General features: G+C 57.2%; 13 protein-coding genes. 9 read left to right on the top strand and 4 right to left on the bottom strand.

The annotated features are described in order from the left end of the window. Positions 1-49: 49 nt before the first annotated feature. Entirely contained in the window at positions 50-781 is a 732-nt protein-coding gene (locus ACEK02_RS28810; RefSeq protein ID WP_371424885.1) for a FadR/GntR family transcriptional regulator, read from the bottom strand. Positions 782-1,138: 357 nt separating this feature from the next. On the opposite strand from ACEK02_RS28810, the gene gor reads away from it, so the two are divergent. The 9 genes from gor to glcF all read left to right on the top strand — a co-directional run bounded on the left by gor (position 1,139) and on the right by glcF (position 13,545). After that, positions 1,139-2,536, top strand: a complete 1,398-nt coding sequence (gene gor, locus ACEK02_RS28805) for a glutathione-disulfide reductase (RefSeq protein ID WP_371424884.1) — start codon at positions 1,139-1,141, stop codon at positions 2,534-2,536. A 220-nt stretch (positions 2,537-2,756) separates the two neighbouring features. Continuing rightward, on the top strand, positions 2,757-4,304 hold the full coding sequence (locus ACEK02_RS28800; protein ID WP_371424883.1) for a class I adenylate-forming enzyme family protein: 1,548 nt from the start codon (positions 2,757-2,759) through the stop codon (positions 4,302-4,304). 45 nt (positions 4,305-4,349) lie between these two features. Then, entirely contained in the window at positions 4,350-5,798 is a 1,449-nt protein-coding gene (locus ACEK02_RS28795; RefSeq protein ID WP_371424882.1) for an NAD-dependent succinate-semialdehyde dehydrogenase, read from the top strand. Positions 5,799-6,106: 308 nt separating this feature from the next. Then, positions 6,107-7,744 carry an FAD-binding oxidoreductase gene (locus ACEK02_RS28790; RefSeq protein WP_371424881.1) on the top strand — a complete coding sequence of 546 codons (1,638 nt, stop codon included), beginning with the start codon at positions 6,107-6,109 and terminating at the stop codon, positions 7,742-7,744. A gap of 46 nt (positions 7,745-7,790) precedes the next feature. Beyond that, on the top strand, positions 7,791-8,474 hold the full coding sequence (locus ACEK02_RS28785; RefSeq protein WP_371424880.1) for a glutathione S-transferase N-terminal domain-containing protein: 684 nt from the start codon (positions 7,791-7,793) through the stop codon (positions 8,472-8,474). Positions 8,475-8,605: 131 nt separating this feature from the next. Further along, positions 8,606-9,472, top strand: coding sequence for a hypothetical protein (locus ACEK02_RS28780; RefSeq protein ID WP_371424879.1), 867 nt, complete (start codon positions 8,606-8,608; stop codon positions 9,470-9,472). Positions 9,473-9,594: 122 nt separating this feature from the next. Further along, on the top strand, positions 9,595-11,019 hold the full coding sequence (locus ACEK02_RS28775) for an FAD-linked oxidase C-terminal domain-containing protein (protein ID WP_371424905.1): 1,425 nt from the start codon (positions 9,595-9,597) through the stop codon (positions 11,017-11,019). An 18-nt stretch (positions 11,020-11,037) separates the two neighbouring features. Continuing rightward, positions 11,038-12,225 carry an FAD-binding protein gene (locus ACEK02_RS28770; RefSeq protein ID WP_371424878.1) on the top strand — a complete coding sequence of 396 codons (1,188 nt, stop codon included), beginning with the start codon at positions 11,038-11,040 and terminating at the stop codon, positions 12,223-12,225. An 18-nt stretch (positions 12,226-12,243) separates the two neighbouring features. Continuing rightward, complete coding sequence (gene glcF, locus ACEK02_RS28765) at positions 12,244-13,545, top strand: glycolate oxidase subunit GlcF (RefSeq protein ID WP_371424877.1); 1,302 nt, start codon at positions 12,244-12,246, stop codon at positions 13,543-13,545. Between the two features lie 244 nt (positions 13,546-13,789). Here the strand turns inward: glcF and ACEK02_RS28760 are convergent, their stop codons facing one another. From ACEK02_RS28760 to ACEK02_RS28750, 3 genes are all read right to left on the bottom strand, one after another. Further along, a complete protein-coding gene (locus ACEK02_RS28760; protein WP_371424876.1) occupies positions 13,790-14,788 on the bottom strand; it encodes a hypothetical protein in 999 nt (332 codons plus the stop codon). 54 nt (positions 14,789-14,842) lie between these two features. Beyond that, complete coding sequence (locus ACEK02_RS28755) at positions 14,843-15,550, bottom strand: hypothetical protein (RefSeq protein ID WP_371424875.1); 708 nt, start codon at positions 15,548-15,550, stop codon at positions 14,843-14,845. A 95-nt stretch (positions 15,551-15,645) separates the two neighbouring features. After that, entirely contained in the window at positions 15,646-15,849 is a 204-nt protein-coding gene (locus tag ACEK02_RS28750; RefSeq protein ID WP_371424874.1) for an SDR family NAD(P)-dependent oxidoreductase, read from the bottom strand. Positions 15,850-15,881 lie beyond the last annotated feature (32 nt).

Here is a 15,881-nt window from a genome sequence, read left to right as displayed (position 1 = left end):
GCCGGAATCGACTTGAACGGTTTGCTCGGATGAGATCTTCGACGAGAGTCTATCGTCTTGCAGGTATCTTTGGCTCTCCCAACAGCGTCTGCCAGGTTTCGATGGTCTGGGATAGGTGTTCATTCATTTTCTGTTCTGCGTGGCCGACGCGCCGCCCTTCAATGGCGTTGAGGATTTCGCAGTGATCTTCATAGGAGCGGCGACCGCGGCTGTGATCAGCGAAATAGACACGGCGGCGCTGTCTGGACAGCTCATAGAATGATTTTACGACGCGGAGCAGGATGTCATTCTTGGTGGCAGCGAAGATGGCCAGATGAAATGCCTCATCTTCCCGCTCGATCGTCTGCTTCTTGGCAAGGCGCTTCTCGGTGTCGCTCAGAATCGCGCGAAGATCGCGGATGTTGTCAGGTGTCCTGCGGGCGCAGGCCAGCCGGGCGGCTTGCACTTCGAGCATGCGTCGCACCTCGAAGACATCGGCGATTTCGTTGGCTTGGAATGGAAGGCCGGACTCGGCGTGAAGGACCAGAGCTTCGATGCTGCTTTCGTCCGAGTTCCGCAGATAGATGCCCGAGTTGGGCCGTCTCTCGATGACGCGCATGGCTTCGAGAGCAGCCAGCGCCTCACGGACGGCGCCCCGACTTGTGTCGAACTTCTCCGCGAAGTCTCGTTCAGACGGCAGACGTTCTGAGGGCTGATAGCGACGCTCACGGATGAACGAAAGGATTTTTCCGATGGCGTTCGAGGGAGGCTCAGGCTGTTCGGTTCGATTTCGTTCGGTCATTTGTATCTACTCTTTCTAGCCTGCGTCCGGGGAAAGCTCGTCTGCTAAGCCGTTGCGCGCCCGGGCACATGCCAATAGCCACGAATCTGAGTGATGTTCACTCTATTTCGACAGGCGATGATATTACAGGTGCTTTACGCACCGGTACGGGCGCCGCCGCCAGGATACCCTCTCGCCCTAAATCGGTCTTCGCAGGGCCGCTCGCTTGATTCCGGCGTAAGGGGCATGTAAGTATGGTATACCAAATTGGTAAGACCTAAAAGGGTGAGCGCTGGAATGACGACATTCTGCGTATAGTTCTTTCGTATCAGGTTGAAAATTTTGAAGTACTTGGAACCCTCCGGACAATTCGAAAACGTGCTGGTCGTCAAAACTGATTACGACGTCGACCTGTTTGTGATCGGCGGGGGTTCGGGCGGCGTCCGCGCCGCGCGGATCGCGGCCAATTACGGCGCCAGGGTCATGCTTGCCGAAGAGTATCGCATGGGCGGCACTTGCGTGATCCGCGGCTGCGTGCCGAAGAAGCTGTTCGTCTATGCCTCGCATGTCCACGAGGAAATCAAGGACGCCGCGGGTTTCGGATGGAGCATCCCGCCGGCAACGTTCGACTGGCCGACGCTGGTCGCCAACAAGGACAAGGAGATCGCCCGGCTCGAGGCGGCTTACGCCGGCAATGCGGAGAAGGCCGGCGCGCGAGTGGTCAAGGCGCGCGCGGTGTTCGAGGATGCGCATACGCTGCGTCTGTCGACCGGCGAAACGGTGCGGGCGAAGTACATCCTGATCGCCACCGGAAGCACGCCGAGTCATGGTGCGGCGATCCCCGGCATCCAGCATGTAATCTCGTCAGACGAAATCTTCCACCTGCCGGCATTTCCGAAGCGTATCGTGATCCAGGGCGGTGGCTACATCGCGCTCGAGTGCGCCTGCATCTTCGCCGGTCTCGGCGCAGACGTCACACTGGTTTATCGCGGCGATAACATCTTGCGGGGGTTTGACGAGGATGTCCGCGCGCATGTGCGTGGCGAAGTTGAGAAGGCGGGTATTACCGTTCTCACAGGCTGCACGGTGGACAAGGTCGAGAAGCATAATGAGGTCTTCACCGCGCATCTGTCTCGAGGTTCAAGTATTGCCGCTGATCAGGTACTGTTTGCCATCGGCCGTCACCCCAACGTCAACGGTCTTGGGCTTGAAAAGGCAGGCGTGGCGCTCAATCCGGCCAACGGCGGCATTGCCGTCGACGGCTTCTCGCAAACCAACGTGCCGCATATCTATGCGGTGGGCGACGTCACCCACCGCATCAATCTGACGCCAGTTGCGATTCGCGAAGGGCATGCCTTCGCCGACACTGTGTTTGGCAAGCGGCCGGCACGCGTCGATCATGCCTCGATTTCTACCGCGGTGTTCTCGCAGCCGCAGGTCGGAATGGTCGGACTGACCGAAGCCGAGGCGAGAGCGCAATTCACCCACGTCGATATTTACAAGACCGATTTCAGGCCGATCAAGGCAACGCTGTCGGGGAGCCAAAGTCGCGTCCTGATGAAGCTGATCGTCGATGGAATATCCGACCGTGTTCTCGGCTGCCACATCGTCGGTCCGGACGCTGCCGAGATCGTTCAGGCTGTCGCTATCTCGATCAAGATGAAAGCGACTAAGGCCGACTTCGATGCCACCATGGCGCTACATCCCACCTCTGCCGAGGAACTCGTGACCATGCGAGCGCCGACCCAGCGTCACGTCCGCGAGGCGGCGGAATAACCAGAATCTATCGTCATCCGAAGTGCCTTGGGCGACAGATCCGGCGGGCCGCGCGCGGCCAGCGAAATACGCCTTGACAGCATGCAATTGAGCAGACCAAATTGGTCTGGCCAATAAGTGGTTGCTGGCTCGGTGAAGCGGCTGCGTCCAGCGCGGCTGGTCTTCACTGCCACGCAGATGCGGGGACGCTGACTTCAGCAGGTGTCCCAGAGATAGGTTGATGGAAATGGATTTGATATCAAACTTGCCGGCTCGCATTCACGGGATACTCGACGAGGGCGCAAAGGGGGATGCTTCTCGGATCGCGTTTACGGATGAGCATGGCGTCGATTGGTCTTATCGCCGCCTGATCGATGCGGTCGAGCTTGCCGCCGTTGAAATGAGCCGGCTCGGTATTCGTCCGGGCGACCGGGTCATGATCGTGTGTGAAAATTCAATCGCAGCGATCGTATTGCTGTATGCGTCGAGTCGGCTTGACGCCTGGGCGGTCGTCACAAATGCACGACTCAGCCAGCATGAACTGGATTTGATCGAGCGCGACTGCCAACCGCGGCGTGTGTTCTATACGCATGCTATTTCATCTGACGCAGATGCACATGCTTGTCGCCGCGACGCAGACATCGAGTCGTTCACCGGAATCGGCGGGGTTAAAGTCGGAAAGCTTGATGCGGGTTCGGTTGCGGAGAGGGTTTACCGGGATCCCTCCCGGCAGGTCGCCGTTGTTATCTATACGACGGGCACCACCGGGCGCCCAAAGGGAGTGATGCTTAGTCATCGCAGTCTCGCGTTTGTCGCGTGTCGCGGCAAAAGGACTGATACAATTCGTTCGGACGACGTCTCGCTGTGCGTGATGCCGATTTCCCATTCGTATGGACTGACGCTCATGCAGGGCATGCTGTTCGCAGGCGCGCATCTGAAAATCATGCCAAGATTCTCGCTCACGCAAGCAATCGAAGCCGTCGTGAGCAAGACTCTTACGATATTTACTGCCGTGCCCGCGTTGCTGGCGCGTATCGTCGCTCACGTCGACCAGGCTGGTCTTCAGCTCACATCGAACAGGCTCCGATATGTTTATACTGGCACCGCTCCGCTGGACCTTTCATTGCGACAGAACGTCGAGCGCGTGTTCGGGGTGGTTCTCCACAATGGTTATGGTCTCACCGAAACGTCGCCCACGATCAGCCGGACGCAGTACGCAATGGGTAGCGACGAAGTCAACATTGGTCCCCCGATCCCAGGAGTCGAGATCAAGATTGTCGGAGCGGACGGTCATGAGGTTGAAGAGGGCTTGCCGGGAGAACTTCTCGTGCGAGGACCAAATGTGATGCTTGGCTATTATGGCCAGCCGGAGCTTACTGCGGGGGCTATCGATGAGCAGGGCTATTTGAAGACCGGCGATATTGTCAGCCGCAGTACGAGCGGCGAATTGATCGTACAAGGCCGATCAAAGGAATTGATCATTCGCTCTGGGTTCAATGTGTACCCGCCTGAGATCGAAGCAGTTCTCAACGCGCATCCGACGGTTCTCAACTCTGCGGTCGTCGGGCGATCGGTTGAGGGCAATGAGGAGATCATAGCCTTTGTGGAGCCGGTTCCTGGAGGTTCCGTCGAGACCAGCGACCTGTTCACGTTCCTCGAGGGACAGTTGGCCAGATACAAGAAGCCCCAGCAGATCATCGTGATGCAGCAGCTGCCGGTCGCGCCAAACGGCAAGATCAGAAAGCATGACTTGAAGAAGTATGCCGAAACATCGGCACTTTCTGTCTAGTCATTCCAAATTATTCAATCCTCATCGAAGCCAATGGACATCGCCATGAAGCAGGAACAGACCTATCCGGCCATCAAAATGTTCATCGACGGGACTTGGTGCGACGGATCGCGAGGTAAGTCCGAGGCTGTGCTAAATCCGGCGACCGGGCTTGCGATCGGGAATGTCCCGCACGCTTCTGTCGACGACCTTGATCGCGCGTTGGATTCCGCATCACGCGGCTTCAGTATATGGCGCAAGACGTCGGCGTTCGACCGCTACAAGCTTATGCGGTCGGCTGCCGAAAAACTGCGCGAGCGGGCCGGTGAAATCGCTCGCATTCTCACGCTCGAGCAGGGAAAGCCCCTGGCGGAAGCGAAGCTGGAGGTGCTGCTAGGCGCGGACATCATTGACTGGTTTGCCGAGGAGGCTCGCCGATCTTACGGCCGCACTATTCCTTCGCGGTCCGGAGCAGTGCAGCAAATCGCGATCAAGGAGCCGGTCGGGCCAGTGGCTGCGTTCACGCCGTGGAATTTTCCGATCAATCAGGCTGTCCGCAAGATCTCTGCCGCAATCGCGGCCGGCTGCTCCGTGATTCTCAAGGGACCCGAGGAAACTCCCGCCAGTTGCGCTGCACTGGTTCAGGCCTACGCCGATGTCGGTCTGCCACCGGGCGTGCTCAATCTGGTCTTCGGCGTGCCTGCTGAGGTGTCTTCGTATCTGATCGCCCACCCGCTCATTCGCAAGATTTCCTTCACGGGCTCGACCCAGGTAGGCAAGCAACTCGCTGCTCTGGCGGGAAGCCATATGAAGCGTGCGACGATGGAATTGGGAGGGCACGCACCGGCGCTCGTGTTTGGCGATGCGGACGTGAAGGAGGCGGCCAGACTACTGTCCGCAGCGAAGTTCAGGAACGCCGGCCAGGTCTGCGTCTCGCCCACGCGTTTCATCGTGCACAAAAGCGTCTACGAGGAGTTCGTCGATCACTTCACATCGGCGGCGAAGAATCTGGTTGTCGGCGACGGTCTTGACGCCGCGAGCCAGATGGGCCCGCTGGCCAATCATCGCCGTATCGAGGCGATGGAGGCCTTGATCGCCGACGCCACCTCGCGCGGCGGACGCGTCAGAGCGGGCGGAAAGCGAATTGGGAACGAGGGATTCTTCTTCGAGCCGACAGTTCTCACGGACGTGCCGCTTAACGCGCGCATCATGAACGAGGAGCCGTTCGGCCCCGTCGCTCCGATAAGCGCTTTCTCTGATCTCGATGAAGCAATAGCGGAGGCAAATCGTCTTCCATTTGGCCTTGCTGCCTATGCCTACACCAAATCGGCGGCCGTCATTGGTGCCATCAGCACAGGGGTGGAATGCGGAATGATGTCAATAAACCATCATGGTCTTGCGCTGCCTGAAACCCCGTTTGGGGGCATCAAGGATTCCGGTTACGGCTCCGAGGGTGGAACAGAGGCCATGGAGGCCTACTTGAACACCAAGTTCGTCACCCAAATGAACGGCTAGGTCACGTAGTCCTCGCCTGGCTTTGCGAGGTTTTCTCGCGAAATCAAAATTCTGAAAATCCTTTGCGCTCGCCTACGGGCTCGCTTGAGTACGTCCGGACGTTGCAATGAGCGCCTTGGGCCATGAAGAAATTCTCGATTAGCGCTTGAAGATGCGCTTGACAAAGCGCATAGCTAGGCGCTTACTGGTAATACCAATTTGGAAGGACCAGTATGTTACCGAAGATTTCTCTCCCGACTGTCGGGACAGATGAATCAGGTCGGGCTGGCTTTCCGGTTCAACACGAGCAAGGAGCAAGGAGCGAGGCAATGAATGCACCCATGAATATGCCAAAAGGGCAGCGAAGGAAGTTCTGGAGCTGGGGTTACGAAGGCCAGGACATCCCTGAGTCCGAAGTGAAATCGATGCACGAGCGCGTTGCGAAGCGCCTCGGCATGAGCGACTTCACAATTCTCTCGGATCCAACCCTTGACGAGATTGAGATCCGTGCCCCGCGTATCAAGCCGCCGGCTTCGCTTGCAAGCTTCTGCACGACGGAAAAATGGGATCGTGTTGCTCACACCTACGGCAAGAGCTTCCGCGACCTGGCCATGATCTACAAGCGCAAATATCCGAATCCGCCAGATGTCGTGGCCTATCCTCGCGACGAGAAGGACATTGCGGCCGTTCTCGACTGGTGTGGTGAAAATGGCTACGCGGCCGTGCCTTTCGGTGGCGGATCGAGCGTCACGGGCGGCATCAATCCGCCGGATGATAGCAGCTACAAGGGCGTGGTCACGATCGACCTCGAGAATCTCAATCGCGTTCTGGAAGTCGATCCGACTTCGCGCGCGGCCCGTATCCAGGGCGGCACGTTCGGTCCTTCGCTCGAGGAGCAGTTGAAGCCGCATGGTTTCACGCTGCGCCACATTCCGCAGTCTTGGGAATTCTCGACCCTCGGCGGATGGATCGCGACACGTTCGTCCGGTCACTATGCGACGCATCTGACGCATATCGACGACATGGTGGAAAGCCTGCGCGTCGTCACGCCGACCGGCACGATCACAAACCGCCGGCTGCCGGCCTCTGGCGCCGGTCCGAGCCCCGATCGCGCCTTCATCGGATCGGAGGGTACGCTTGGCATCATCACCGAGGCGTGGATGCGTCTGCAGGGTCGGGTGAAGTTCCGCGCCAACGCCTCGGTTTCATTCAAGACCTTCTACGAGGGTGCGAAGGCCGTTCGGCAGATCACCCAGGCCGGTCTTTATCCCGCAAACTGCCGCTACCTCGATGAGAAGGACGCGTTCTTCTATGGGGCCGGCGATGGCACGGAATCGATGCTGCTGATCGGTTATGAGTCAGCTGATCATCCGGTCGATGCATGGCTGGATCGTTCTCTGGAAATCTGCCGGGACTACGGCGGCACGGTGAAGCAGAAAGCTGGCACGGGCACCGATGCTCTCGAAACCAGCCGCTCGGGCGCGCAGGGCAGCTGGCGTAACCAGTTCCGCTATCTGCCTTATCTCATGCACGTTCGTGCGGCGATGGGTATCGTCAGCTTCACCTTCGAAACGGCCTATACGTGGGACAAGTTCGAAGCGCTCGACACCGAAGTCATGCGACGGGTGGCTGAGGCGGAGAAGAAGATTTGCGGTGGTGGCATTGTCTGCCGTCGGTTCTCGTTCCTTTATCCGGATGGGCCGGCGCCGTACTACTCAATCATGGCTCCGTCTTCTCACGAGAAGAACATCGAGCACTATGCAGCATTGAACAAGGTTGCTTCCGACGCCCTTCTGGAACTCGGCGCCACCATTACGCACCATCATGCCGTCGGACGCAGTTTCCGTCCTTGGTATGACAAGGAAATTGATCCGGGCTTCATCCGGATGATGCAGGCCAGCAAGCGCGAGGTCGATCCGAACTGGGTCCTCAACCCGGGCATTCTGTTCGACAAGCCGAAGGCTTAAGTTCGCGTAACACTATCCATTCGGCTGTTTCACGGGAAGTTGGTACATGATTGATCTCTACTTTTGGACCACGCCGAATGGATACAAAATCACGATAATGCTGGCCGAACTCGGCCTGCATTATCGGGTTCTGCCGATTGACATCACCAAGGGCGATCAATTCGGCGCGGAGTTTCTCAAGATCAGCCCGAACAACAAGATCCCGGCGATTGTCGATCACGATGGTCCGGACGGGAAGCCGCTGTCGGTTTTCGAGTCGGGAGCCATTCTTCTGTACCTTGCTGAAAAGACCGGCAAGCTGCTGCCATCCGACCCGCGGGCGCGGATGGAAGTCATTCAATGGCTGATGTTTCAGATGGGCGGTGCCGGCCCTATGCTCGGCCAAGCTCATCATTTTCGGCGCTACGCACCAGAGCAGATTCCTTATGCCGTGGAGCGTTACACGAAAGAGGCCGCCAGACTGTATGGCGTGATCGATCGCCGCCTGGCAGACCGCGAATATCTCGCCGGCGACTACTCGATCGCGGATATTGCGACCTTCCCCTGGATTCGTCCCTACCGATGGCAGGGACAGGAGCTTGAGACGTATCCCAATCTCAAGCGCTGGTTCGACGCCATCAAGGTTCGTCCGGCGGTGCAGGAGGGGCTGGCTGTTATGTCCGACACGAAAAAGTGGGAAGCAAAACCGGGCACGGAATCCTGGAAGAACATGTTCGGCGCGAAGGTGTGAAAACGGAGAAATGGTCTTCCAGACCATTGTGACCGCGAGCTACTCATCGGGTCGATGCACAACGAACGCGCTAGACCACGACTGAAAGCAGTTGTGCTTCGCGTTGGAATGCCAACAAGGGCTTTATCGGGATGCTGACGACGATTGATCGCGTGCAGATCGCGACGCGAGACGCCAAGGGTGTCGCGGAAACTTGGCGCCGTAGATTGGGCGCCGAGGAGGTCTCGTCGGACTCTATCAAGGCGCTTCGGGCCAGAAGGACTACGCTGCGCGTAGGAACCGGCGAAGTCGAACTTCTGGAGCCGGATGGCACCGGGATTGTGGAGCAGGAATTGATCCGGCGCGGCCGGTCTCATGTCTTCGGCGCTGGTGCGACGTCATTGGATATGTCCACCCTCGTGAGCAATGCCACCCAGGCGGGTGCTCAGCATATCCACGAAGGTGGCCAGGATTTCATCCGCATCGAGATCGAAGGTAGCCCCGTGCACTTTGTGATCTCGCCTTCACGGGATGTGAAACCGGCAGGAAAGCTGGATTTTCTTTACGAAGTCACATTGCTGGCGGCGGATCAATCTGCTGCTGTGAACTACATTGCGCGTGTGTTCGGATTGAACAAAGAGAATTTTGTCACGATCAAGTCGGATCTCTTCGGATATACCGGCGTTCTCACTCTCTTTTCGCCGGATCGTCTCGATAGATTCGAAGTCATCACCCCAACCGATATGACCAAGACGATGGGTCGATATTATGAGCGTGAGCGCGCGTCATTCTATATGGCATACGCCGAGAGCCGTGAAGTCGGCAGCATTGAGCGGGCAGCAAGAGCGGATGGCGCAGGCCTGACGCTGGATCCGAGGGAAAAGCAACAGGAAGGCCGGGAGCCCGAACAGATATGGCTTCATCCTGGCGCACTCAACGGAATGATGCTGGGAGTTTCCAGGCCAACGCTCGCATGGCGATGGTCCGGACATCCGGAGCGCGTCGCAGCTCTTGGTTAGAGGTTGGAGCGGGCGCCGCAATCATGAGCTTTGTGTTGTTGCATGATGTCGGTGGATCCATGCCTAACCTTGAAGTGCGCAGCTGAAGTGTTTCGATGTAGGAGGTGCGCTTGAGCGCGACCATGTTCTCCGAGCCAGACAAGGAAATTCTCGCTCGTCGCAGTGCAATCGTGAAACATCTGACAAGCTTAGTTTCGTCCGATGGCCTTATCACGGATAGAGACGGATGCAGGGCATACGAGACCGACGCGCTCGCCGCCTATCGCAAGATGCCGCTGGCCGTTGTGTTGCCGACATCGACGGATGAAGTAAGTGCTGTTCTCAAGTTTTGCCATGATACTGGCGTGAAGGTCGTGCCGCGCGGCGCGGGCACCTCACTTGCGGGAGGAGCAATACCGACCGAAGATGCTGTTGTTCTTGGGCTTTCAAGAATGAGCCGCGTGCTCGAGATCAACTACGATGACCGTTTCATTCGGGTCGAAGCGGGCGTCACCAACCTGAGCATAACTTCTGCAGTGTCGGATAGAGGCTTCTTCTACGCGCCAGACCCGTCATCTCAGCTCGCATGTACCATCGGTGGCAACATCGCGAATAATTCGGGCGGTGCGCATTGCCTGAAATACGGTGTTACGACAAACAATATTCTCGGCGTCAGATTGGTCCTGATCGATGGCACGATCCTCGACCTGGGTGGAAACAGTCTCGATAGCGGTGGACTGGACCTGCTGGGTGTTGTGGTCGGATCTGAAGGTCAGCTCGGGATCGTGACCGAAGCTACTGTCCGGATACTGAGATCGGCCGAGGCCGCGCGTCCCGTTCTGTTTGGATTTCCCTCATCCGATGGAGCGGGCAATACCGTTGCAGAAATTATCGCGGCAGGAATCATTCCGGTCGCGATCGAATATATGGACAAGGCTGCGATCGAGATATGCGAGGCCTTTTCCAAGGCCGGGTATCCTCTCGATGCGGAAGCTCTTCTGATCATCGAAGTGGAGGGCTCGAAAGCGGAAATGGACGCTATGCTCGACCGGATTATCTCCATTGCACGAGCCAATGGCGTGCAGACGGTCCGGGAGAGCAAGTCTGCGATTGAAACCGCGGCGATCTGGAAGGGACGGAAGTCCGCCTTTGGTGCGACTGGGCGCGTTGCGGATTACCTGTGCATGGATGGAACCGTGCCGACGGGCAAACTCGCCTACGTGCTGTCGCAAATCGGCGAGATCGTGAAACGCTATGGACTGCGTGTGGCTAACGTCTTCCATGCGGGCGACGGAAATATGCATCCGCTCATCCTTTATAACGCTAACGATCCGGCGGAGCAGTCGAAAGCGGAGGCGGCGGGCAACGATATTCTCAAGCTGTGCGTTGAAGTCGGTGGCTGTCTCACCGGCGAACACGGGGTTGGTATCGAGAAGCGCGACCTGATGCGCTGCCAGTTCAGTGAGATCGATCTTTCTCAGCAGCTTCGCTTGCGTGCAGCATTCGATTCAAAATGGCTGCTGAATACAGACAAGGTGTTCCCCTTTGACTGCCGAAATCAAACGTAACATTAGGCGAATTTGGCGATGTCAGGAGATCTGAAACCGCGCGACGAAAAGAACCTGTCAGAATCGATCAAAATGGCAGCGGCGGCAAAAATGCCGTTGATTGTCAGTGGCGCTGGCAGCAAGTCAGGTATAGGCCGGCCGAATGGATATGCGATGTCTGTTACGACACAGCGTATGCAGGGAATATCGCTCTATGAGCCAACGGAGTTGGTGATCGGGGCTCTTCCCGGAACACCACTGTCCGAGATCAATCAGACGCTTGCAACACAGAATCAAATGCTGCCGTTCGAGCCGATGGACTATCGGCCGATTTTCGGCGGGCGCCATGAGCCGACGATCGGAGGAATCGCAGCAGGAAACGTTTCAGGACCGCGGCGGATCATGGCGGGAGCCTGCCGTGACAGTCTGATTGGCATCCGGCTGGTAAACGGCCGCGGTGATGTCGTGAAATCGGGCGGACGAGTCATGAAGAACGTCACCGGTCTCGACCTGGTAAAGCTCAATTGCGGAGCGTGGGGAACGCTCGGTGTGTTCAGCGAGGTTATTTTCAAGGTTCTGCCAAAACCGGAATGTGCGTCTTCGCTGGCGCTGCGCGGGTTGAATGATGCGACGGCAATCGCCGCATTGACGACGGCTTTAGGGTCTCCATTTTCCGTCTCCGCTGCTGCGCATCTGCCGAAGGGTGTGATGTCAGAACCCTTGACCATCGTCCGTATTGAAGGGTTCGCGCCTTCCGTGGCGTATGGTTGCGGCGAGCTTGCCAAGCTTTTGGGACCATATGGAAAGGCCGATCTTCTAGAGGAAGAGGTGGGCACAGATATTTGGTCTGATGTGCGGGATGCGCGGTGGCTGGCTGATCCAGCGGAGAGTGCGATATGGCGACTCTCGCTGGCTCCCTCGAAAGCATCGGGTATCGTTGCTCACATTGGGCGGGTACTTGATACGCGGCATTTCTATGATTGGGGAGGCGGCTTGGTCTGGCTCGCTGTCAACGCGTCGGAAGATGCGGGGTCCAAGGTGATCCGGGATGCAATGCGCGGCCTCAATGGTCACGCGACGCTTCTGCGCGCACCGCCGCAGGTTCGAAGCAAGGTCGATATATTCGAGCCGCTTCCGCCTTCGCTCGCAGACCTGACCCGAAGGATCAAGTTTGCGTTTGACCCTGACCGTATCCTGAATTTCGGAAAAATGTACTCCGGTATTTGAAGCGCAGATCGGAATTCTATGCAAACGAACTTCTCGCTGACAGCGCTCCTCGATCCGCACATGATCGAGTCGGAGAAGATTCTTCGCGCCTGCGTCCATTGCGGGTTTTGTACTGCCACGTGCCCGACCTACCTGCTGTTGGGAGACGAGCTCGACAGTCCGCGCGGACGAATCTATCTCATCAAGGATATGCTCGAGAATGAGAAACCGGCGAGCGAGAAGGTCGTCATGCATGTGGATCGCTGCCTGTCCTGTCTCTCATGCATGACCACCTGTCCATCCGGTGTAAACTATATGCATCTCGTGGACCATGCGCGGACGCACATTGCGAAGACCTACAAGCGCCCCTTGGTCGATCGTGTTCTGAGGAGCATGTTGGCGTCGGTGCTGCCATATCCGAAACGACTGAGATTGGCGCTGTTGTCGGCTGTCGCGGTCAGGCCGATGAGGAAATGGATCGCCCGACTCCCGGGAGGCGCACGACTCGCTGCTATGGTCGATCTCGCTCCGGTTCTGAAACTGCGAAGGTTCGCTCCTCAGGGATCGGTTTTGCAGGGCAGGCGCGGCAGGGTCACAATATTGACGGGTTGCGCCCAGCAAGTCATCGATCCGAACATCAACGACGCCGCGATCCGGCTGTTGAATCGTCACGGGATCGAGGTGACAAGTCCCCGCGGCGAGGGGTGTTGCGGAGCTCTCGTGCATCATATGGGTTACGAGGAATCGGCGCTGGAGGCAGCCCGACGCAACGTTGATGCCTGGACACGGGAGCTTGATGAGGGCGGTCTTGATGCCATCATCGTCACGGCGTCCGGCTGCGGAACGACTGTCAAGGATTATGGATTCATGCTTCGCGAGGACAAGGCATATGCTCGCAAGGCTGCGCGCATTTCCGCACTCGCACAGGATATCTCGGAGTATCTCTATAAACTTCAGCTTCAGGGGCCCGTTAGGACTACGGGTCAGATCGTCGCGTATCATTCGGCGTGCTCGATGCAGCACGGTCAACGCATCGCGGATCAGCCGAAATCACTTCTGACGCAGATGGGATTTGTCGTTAGGGACGTGCCTGAAAGCCACATCTGTTGCGGCTCTGCTGGGACCTACAATATTCTGCAGCCCGAGATCGCAGACCGGCTCCGGTTACGCAAGGTGGCGAATATCGAAAAGATCAAGCCGCACATCATCGCGAGCGGCAATCTTGGGTGCATTACACAGATCGGCGCCGGGACGGCTATTCCGATAGTTCACACCGTAGAGTTGCTTGATTGGGCCACTGGCGGTCCCTTACCAGATGCCATGGAAGGCCGCTTCAGCTAAGTTCGCGTTTTATTCTGAATGGCGCGCCAAATTGCCACCACTCAGAATAGAACCGCGAACTCGTACAATTTCCATGTCCTACGAAGGCCAAGTTGAGAAGAGTGAGGAGTAGCGTTGAGAACCGTGATTATCCTCGCGAAGTGGACGCCGCCCATTGAGAGCGAGGCGCTTTATCATCCACGCCAGTGCCTTCCGTCGGCTAAAGCGCGCGGCAAAACGCATTAAGCTCCGTAGCCTCATGAGATCACTTTCCGCGCGCGCGGTCGATAAGCATGTCGATTTCCCGTTCAGCTGCCGCTGCGGATTCTTCAATCGACTCGCGGATATCGTCAGTTGACGCCATGAAGGATTGATAGTTCGACAGGGCAATGTGCGGGTTCTTTTTGGCGCGCAACCGCGCCGCCTGCGCTTCCCATGACGGGATCGGGTCGGATCTGAATTTGTGAGGAAAGTTGGTTTTCAGCCATTCAACGAGCTGGAGCATATTGCCGGTCCAGCCGCTATTGAATGCGAACTCCTTGCCCTCTTTTGAAAATGCGAGACGCCATGCCTGCGTATCAAGCACGGCACCGTCCCGTGTCGTTTCTTGTCCCTTGTAGACTCCGTCAGCAATGATATCGATGCAGGTATCCTGCTGCGAGATAATCTGGTCCATCTCGTCGGCAAGAATTGCGATTGTGTGGAGCGGGTCGTGATTGCAAGCTTTACGCAGCGCCTCGCATCCATTCGAGAAATCGTCGAACCCGCCGGGAAAGAATGTATCTCTGCGAAAATACTTCTTTGCCCGTTCGGGGAGCCGCTGGTTTGAACCCCAGCCTAGACCGCGCGATTTGTATGTGCCGAGATAAGCGCAGGTCACATCGAAATAGAAAAGCGCGAGCGCTGGAAGAATCGGCTCATGCTTGAGGCCGAGGTGATAGACCTCATTTCGATACCCATGCATGATCGTAATCGTCTGCGCCAGTTCGTCAGTCAGGCCGCCTTCGATCTTCGCGAATTTCACCTTGGCGTCAAAGTTTCTTCCGAGTGCTTTGTCTAGCGCGGCTTGATGCGGGTATTCCTCGCGACGCCACGAATACATTTTGATGTCAGACACCTTGTCTTTTGCGATCTGGTGCAGGACCAGCTCCACCGCGTTGTCGGTAAGCATTAGGCCAAAGCGTGCATTATGAATGTCGCCCTTGGAGATGTGCTCCAAAGCGAGATCAAGCTGCTCAATAACAGAGGCGAGAAACAATAGCATCTATGGAGAATGGACGAAAGTATGATTTCTGGGAAGCGAGGTTTGCTAGTGGCCTCACACCTTAGGGGCTTCCCGCGTCCTCCACGGCGTGGCCGGGAAATCGGCGCCTGAAATGTATAAGCGAACGTCGTCGCCATCGACAAGGATGAAATCCGCGCTGTTCGAAATGGAGCCACCCCGATCGCGAGCGCCGCGGACTCTTCCGTGCGGCGTATTGAACCTAACGTCCTCGTTAATCAGGTAACCATATCGGGCGAAACCGGCACCGTACAAACCGTCCGTGCCCTTTGGATAATTAGCGAACTGAACTTTATTGTATCCGGGCTTCAAAAGGCTCACGAATGCTTTCTCAGCGTCCGCCACGACTCTCTTTCTCTCAAGCTGACCAGAGAAGTCGTCATCGTCGAAATCGTGTTCCGGTTCGAACGTCTGCATAACGAGTGAATTTGTCCGAAACAAAAACAGGTAGGTTTCGTCCGAGACTCGTGCTCCCGGATATCGCTGCGGCTCATTGGCCAAGATTTCGGCTCTGGCGTGATGCCCTTTTGCGATGACACGATCAAAGCTGTCGCCGGTTTTGGCAATGCCGACATAGAGAAGGTCGTAAACGGCAAATTCTGCGTGCCGGTCTAGTCCCTCAACGCCGGGTCTTCCATGCGACCGGTCCATAAGTAGTTTTTCCGTGGTGAACCACCCGTCACTGTTTGGACCGTAGCCTGGCTCAAACGGAATCTCGTCGTCAAACTCGTAATCTTTGTTCATGAAGCGACCGGCGGCAGAGCAGGAATATCAACAGCACGACCGATGGGAACGGGTTTCGGCGGTCAGCGCCTGCAGGGGCTGATTCCCGATGTGAATCATAGCAGGCCACCCGATAGTGCATAGGAGTGGATCGCGGCCTTGGTCGCCGAAGAGACGGCGGTCACCGCCATTGGAACGAAGCCGAGCACCGAACTCGTGTAGGCAATGACGGCGTCCTCCTTGTCCTTGAGGTGCTCCACCAGCGCGCCCGTTTCGCGGATCGGACCGACAAGATGCGTGGCGACCGTATCGAGGAGCAACTTTTCCTCGACCCGAACTGTCTAAGAACCCG

The organism is Tardiphaga sp. (genome assembly GCF_041424195.1).
Lineage (GTDB): Bacteria > Pseudomonadota > Alphaproteobacteria > Rhizobiales > Xanthobacteraceae > Tardiphaga.
This window is presented reverse-complemented; position numbering and strand designations above follow the sequence as displayed.

What these genes read in the sequence shown, in the direction of transcription:
- ACEK02_RS28810 (WP_371424885.1), bottom strand. Translation starts at nt 781, where the DNA reads ATGACCGAACGAAATCGAACCGAACAGCCTGAGCCTCCCTCGAACGCC.
- ACEK02_RS28800 (WP_371424883.1), top strand. Translation starts at nt 2,757, where the DNA reads ATGGAAATGGATTTGATATCAAACTTGCCGGCTCGCATTCACGGGATA.
- ACEK02_RS28795 (WP_371424882.1), top strand. Translation starts at nt 4,350, where the DNA reads ATGAAGCAGGAACAGACCTATCCGGCCATCAAAATGTTCATCGACGGG.
- ACEK02_RS28790 (WP_371424881.1), top strand. Translation starts at nt 6,107, where the DNA reads ATGAATGCACCCATGAATATGCCAAAAGGGCAGCGAAGGAAGTTCTGG.
- ACEK02_RS28785 (WP_371424880.1), top strand. Translation starts at nt 7,791, where the DNA reads ATGATTGATCTCTACTTTTGGACCACGCCGAATGGATACAAAATCACG.
- ACEK02_RS28780 (WP_371424879.1), top strand. Translation starts at nt 8,606, where the DNA reads ATGCTGACGACGATTGATCGCGTGCAGATCGCGACGCGAGACGCCAAG.
- ACEK02_RS28775 (WP_371424905.1), top strand. Translation starts at nt 9,595, where the DNA reads ATGTTCTCCGAGCCAGACAAGGAAATTCTCGCTCGTCGCAGTGCAATC.
- ACEK02_RS28770 (WP_371424878.1), top strand. Translation starts at nt 11,038, where the DNA reads ATGTCAGGAGATCTGAAACCGCGCGACGAAAAGAACCTGTCAGAATCG.
- glcF (WP_371424877.1), top strand. Translation starts at nt 12,244, where the DNA reads ATGCAAACGAACTTCTCGCTGACAGCGCTCCTCGATCCGCACATGATC.
- ACEK02_RS28760 (WP_371424876.1), bottom strand. Translation starts at nt 14,788, where the DNA reads ATGCTATTGTTTCTCGCCTCTGTTATTGAGCAGCTTGATCTCGCTTTG.
- ACEK02_RS28755 (WP_371424875.1), bottom strand. Translation starts at nt 15,550, where the DNA reads ATGAACAAAGATTACGAGTTTGACGACGAGATTCCGTTTGAGCCAGGC.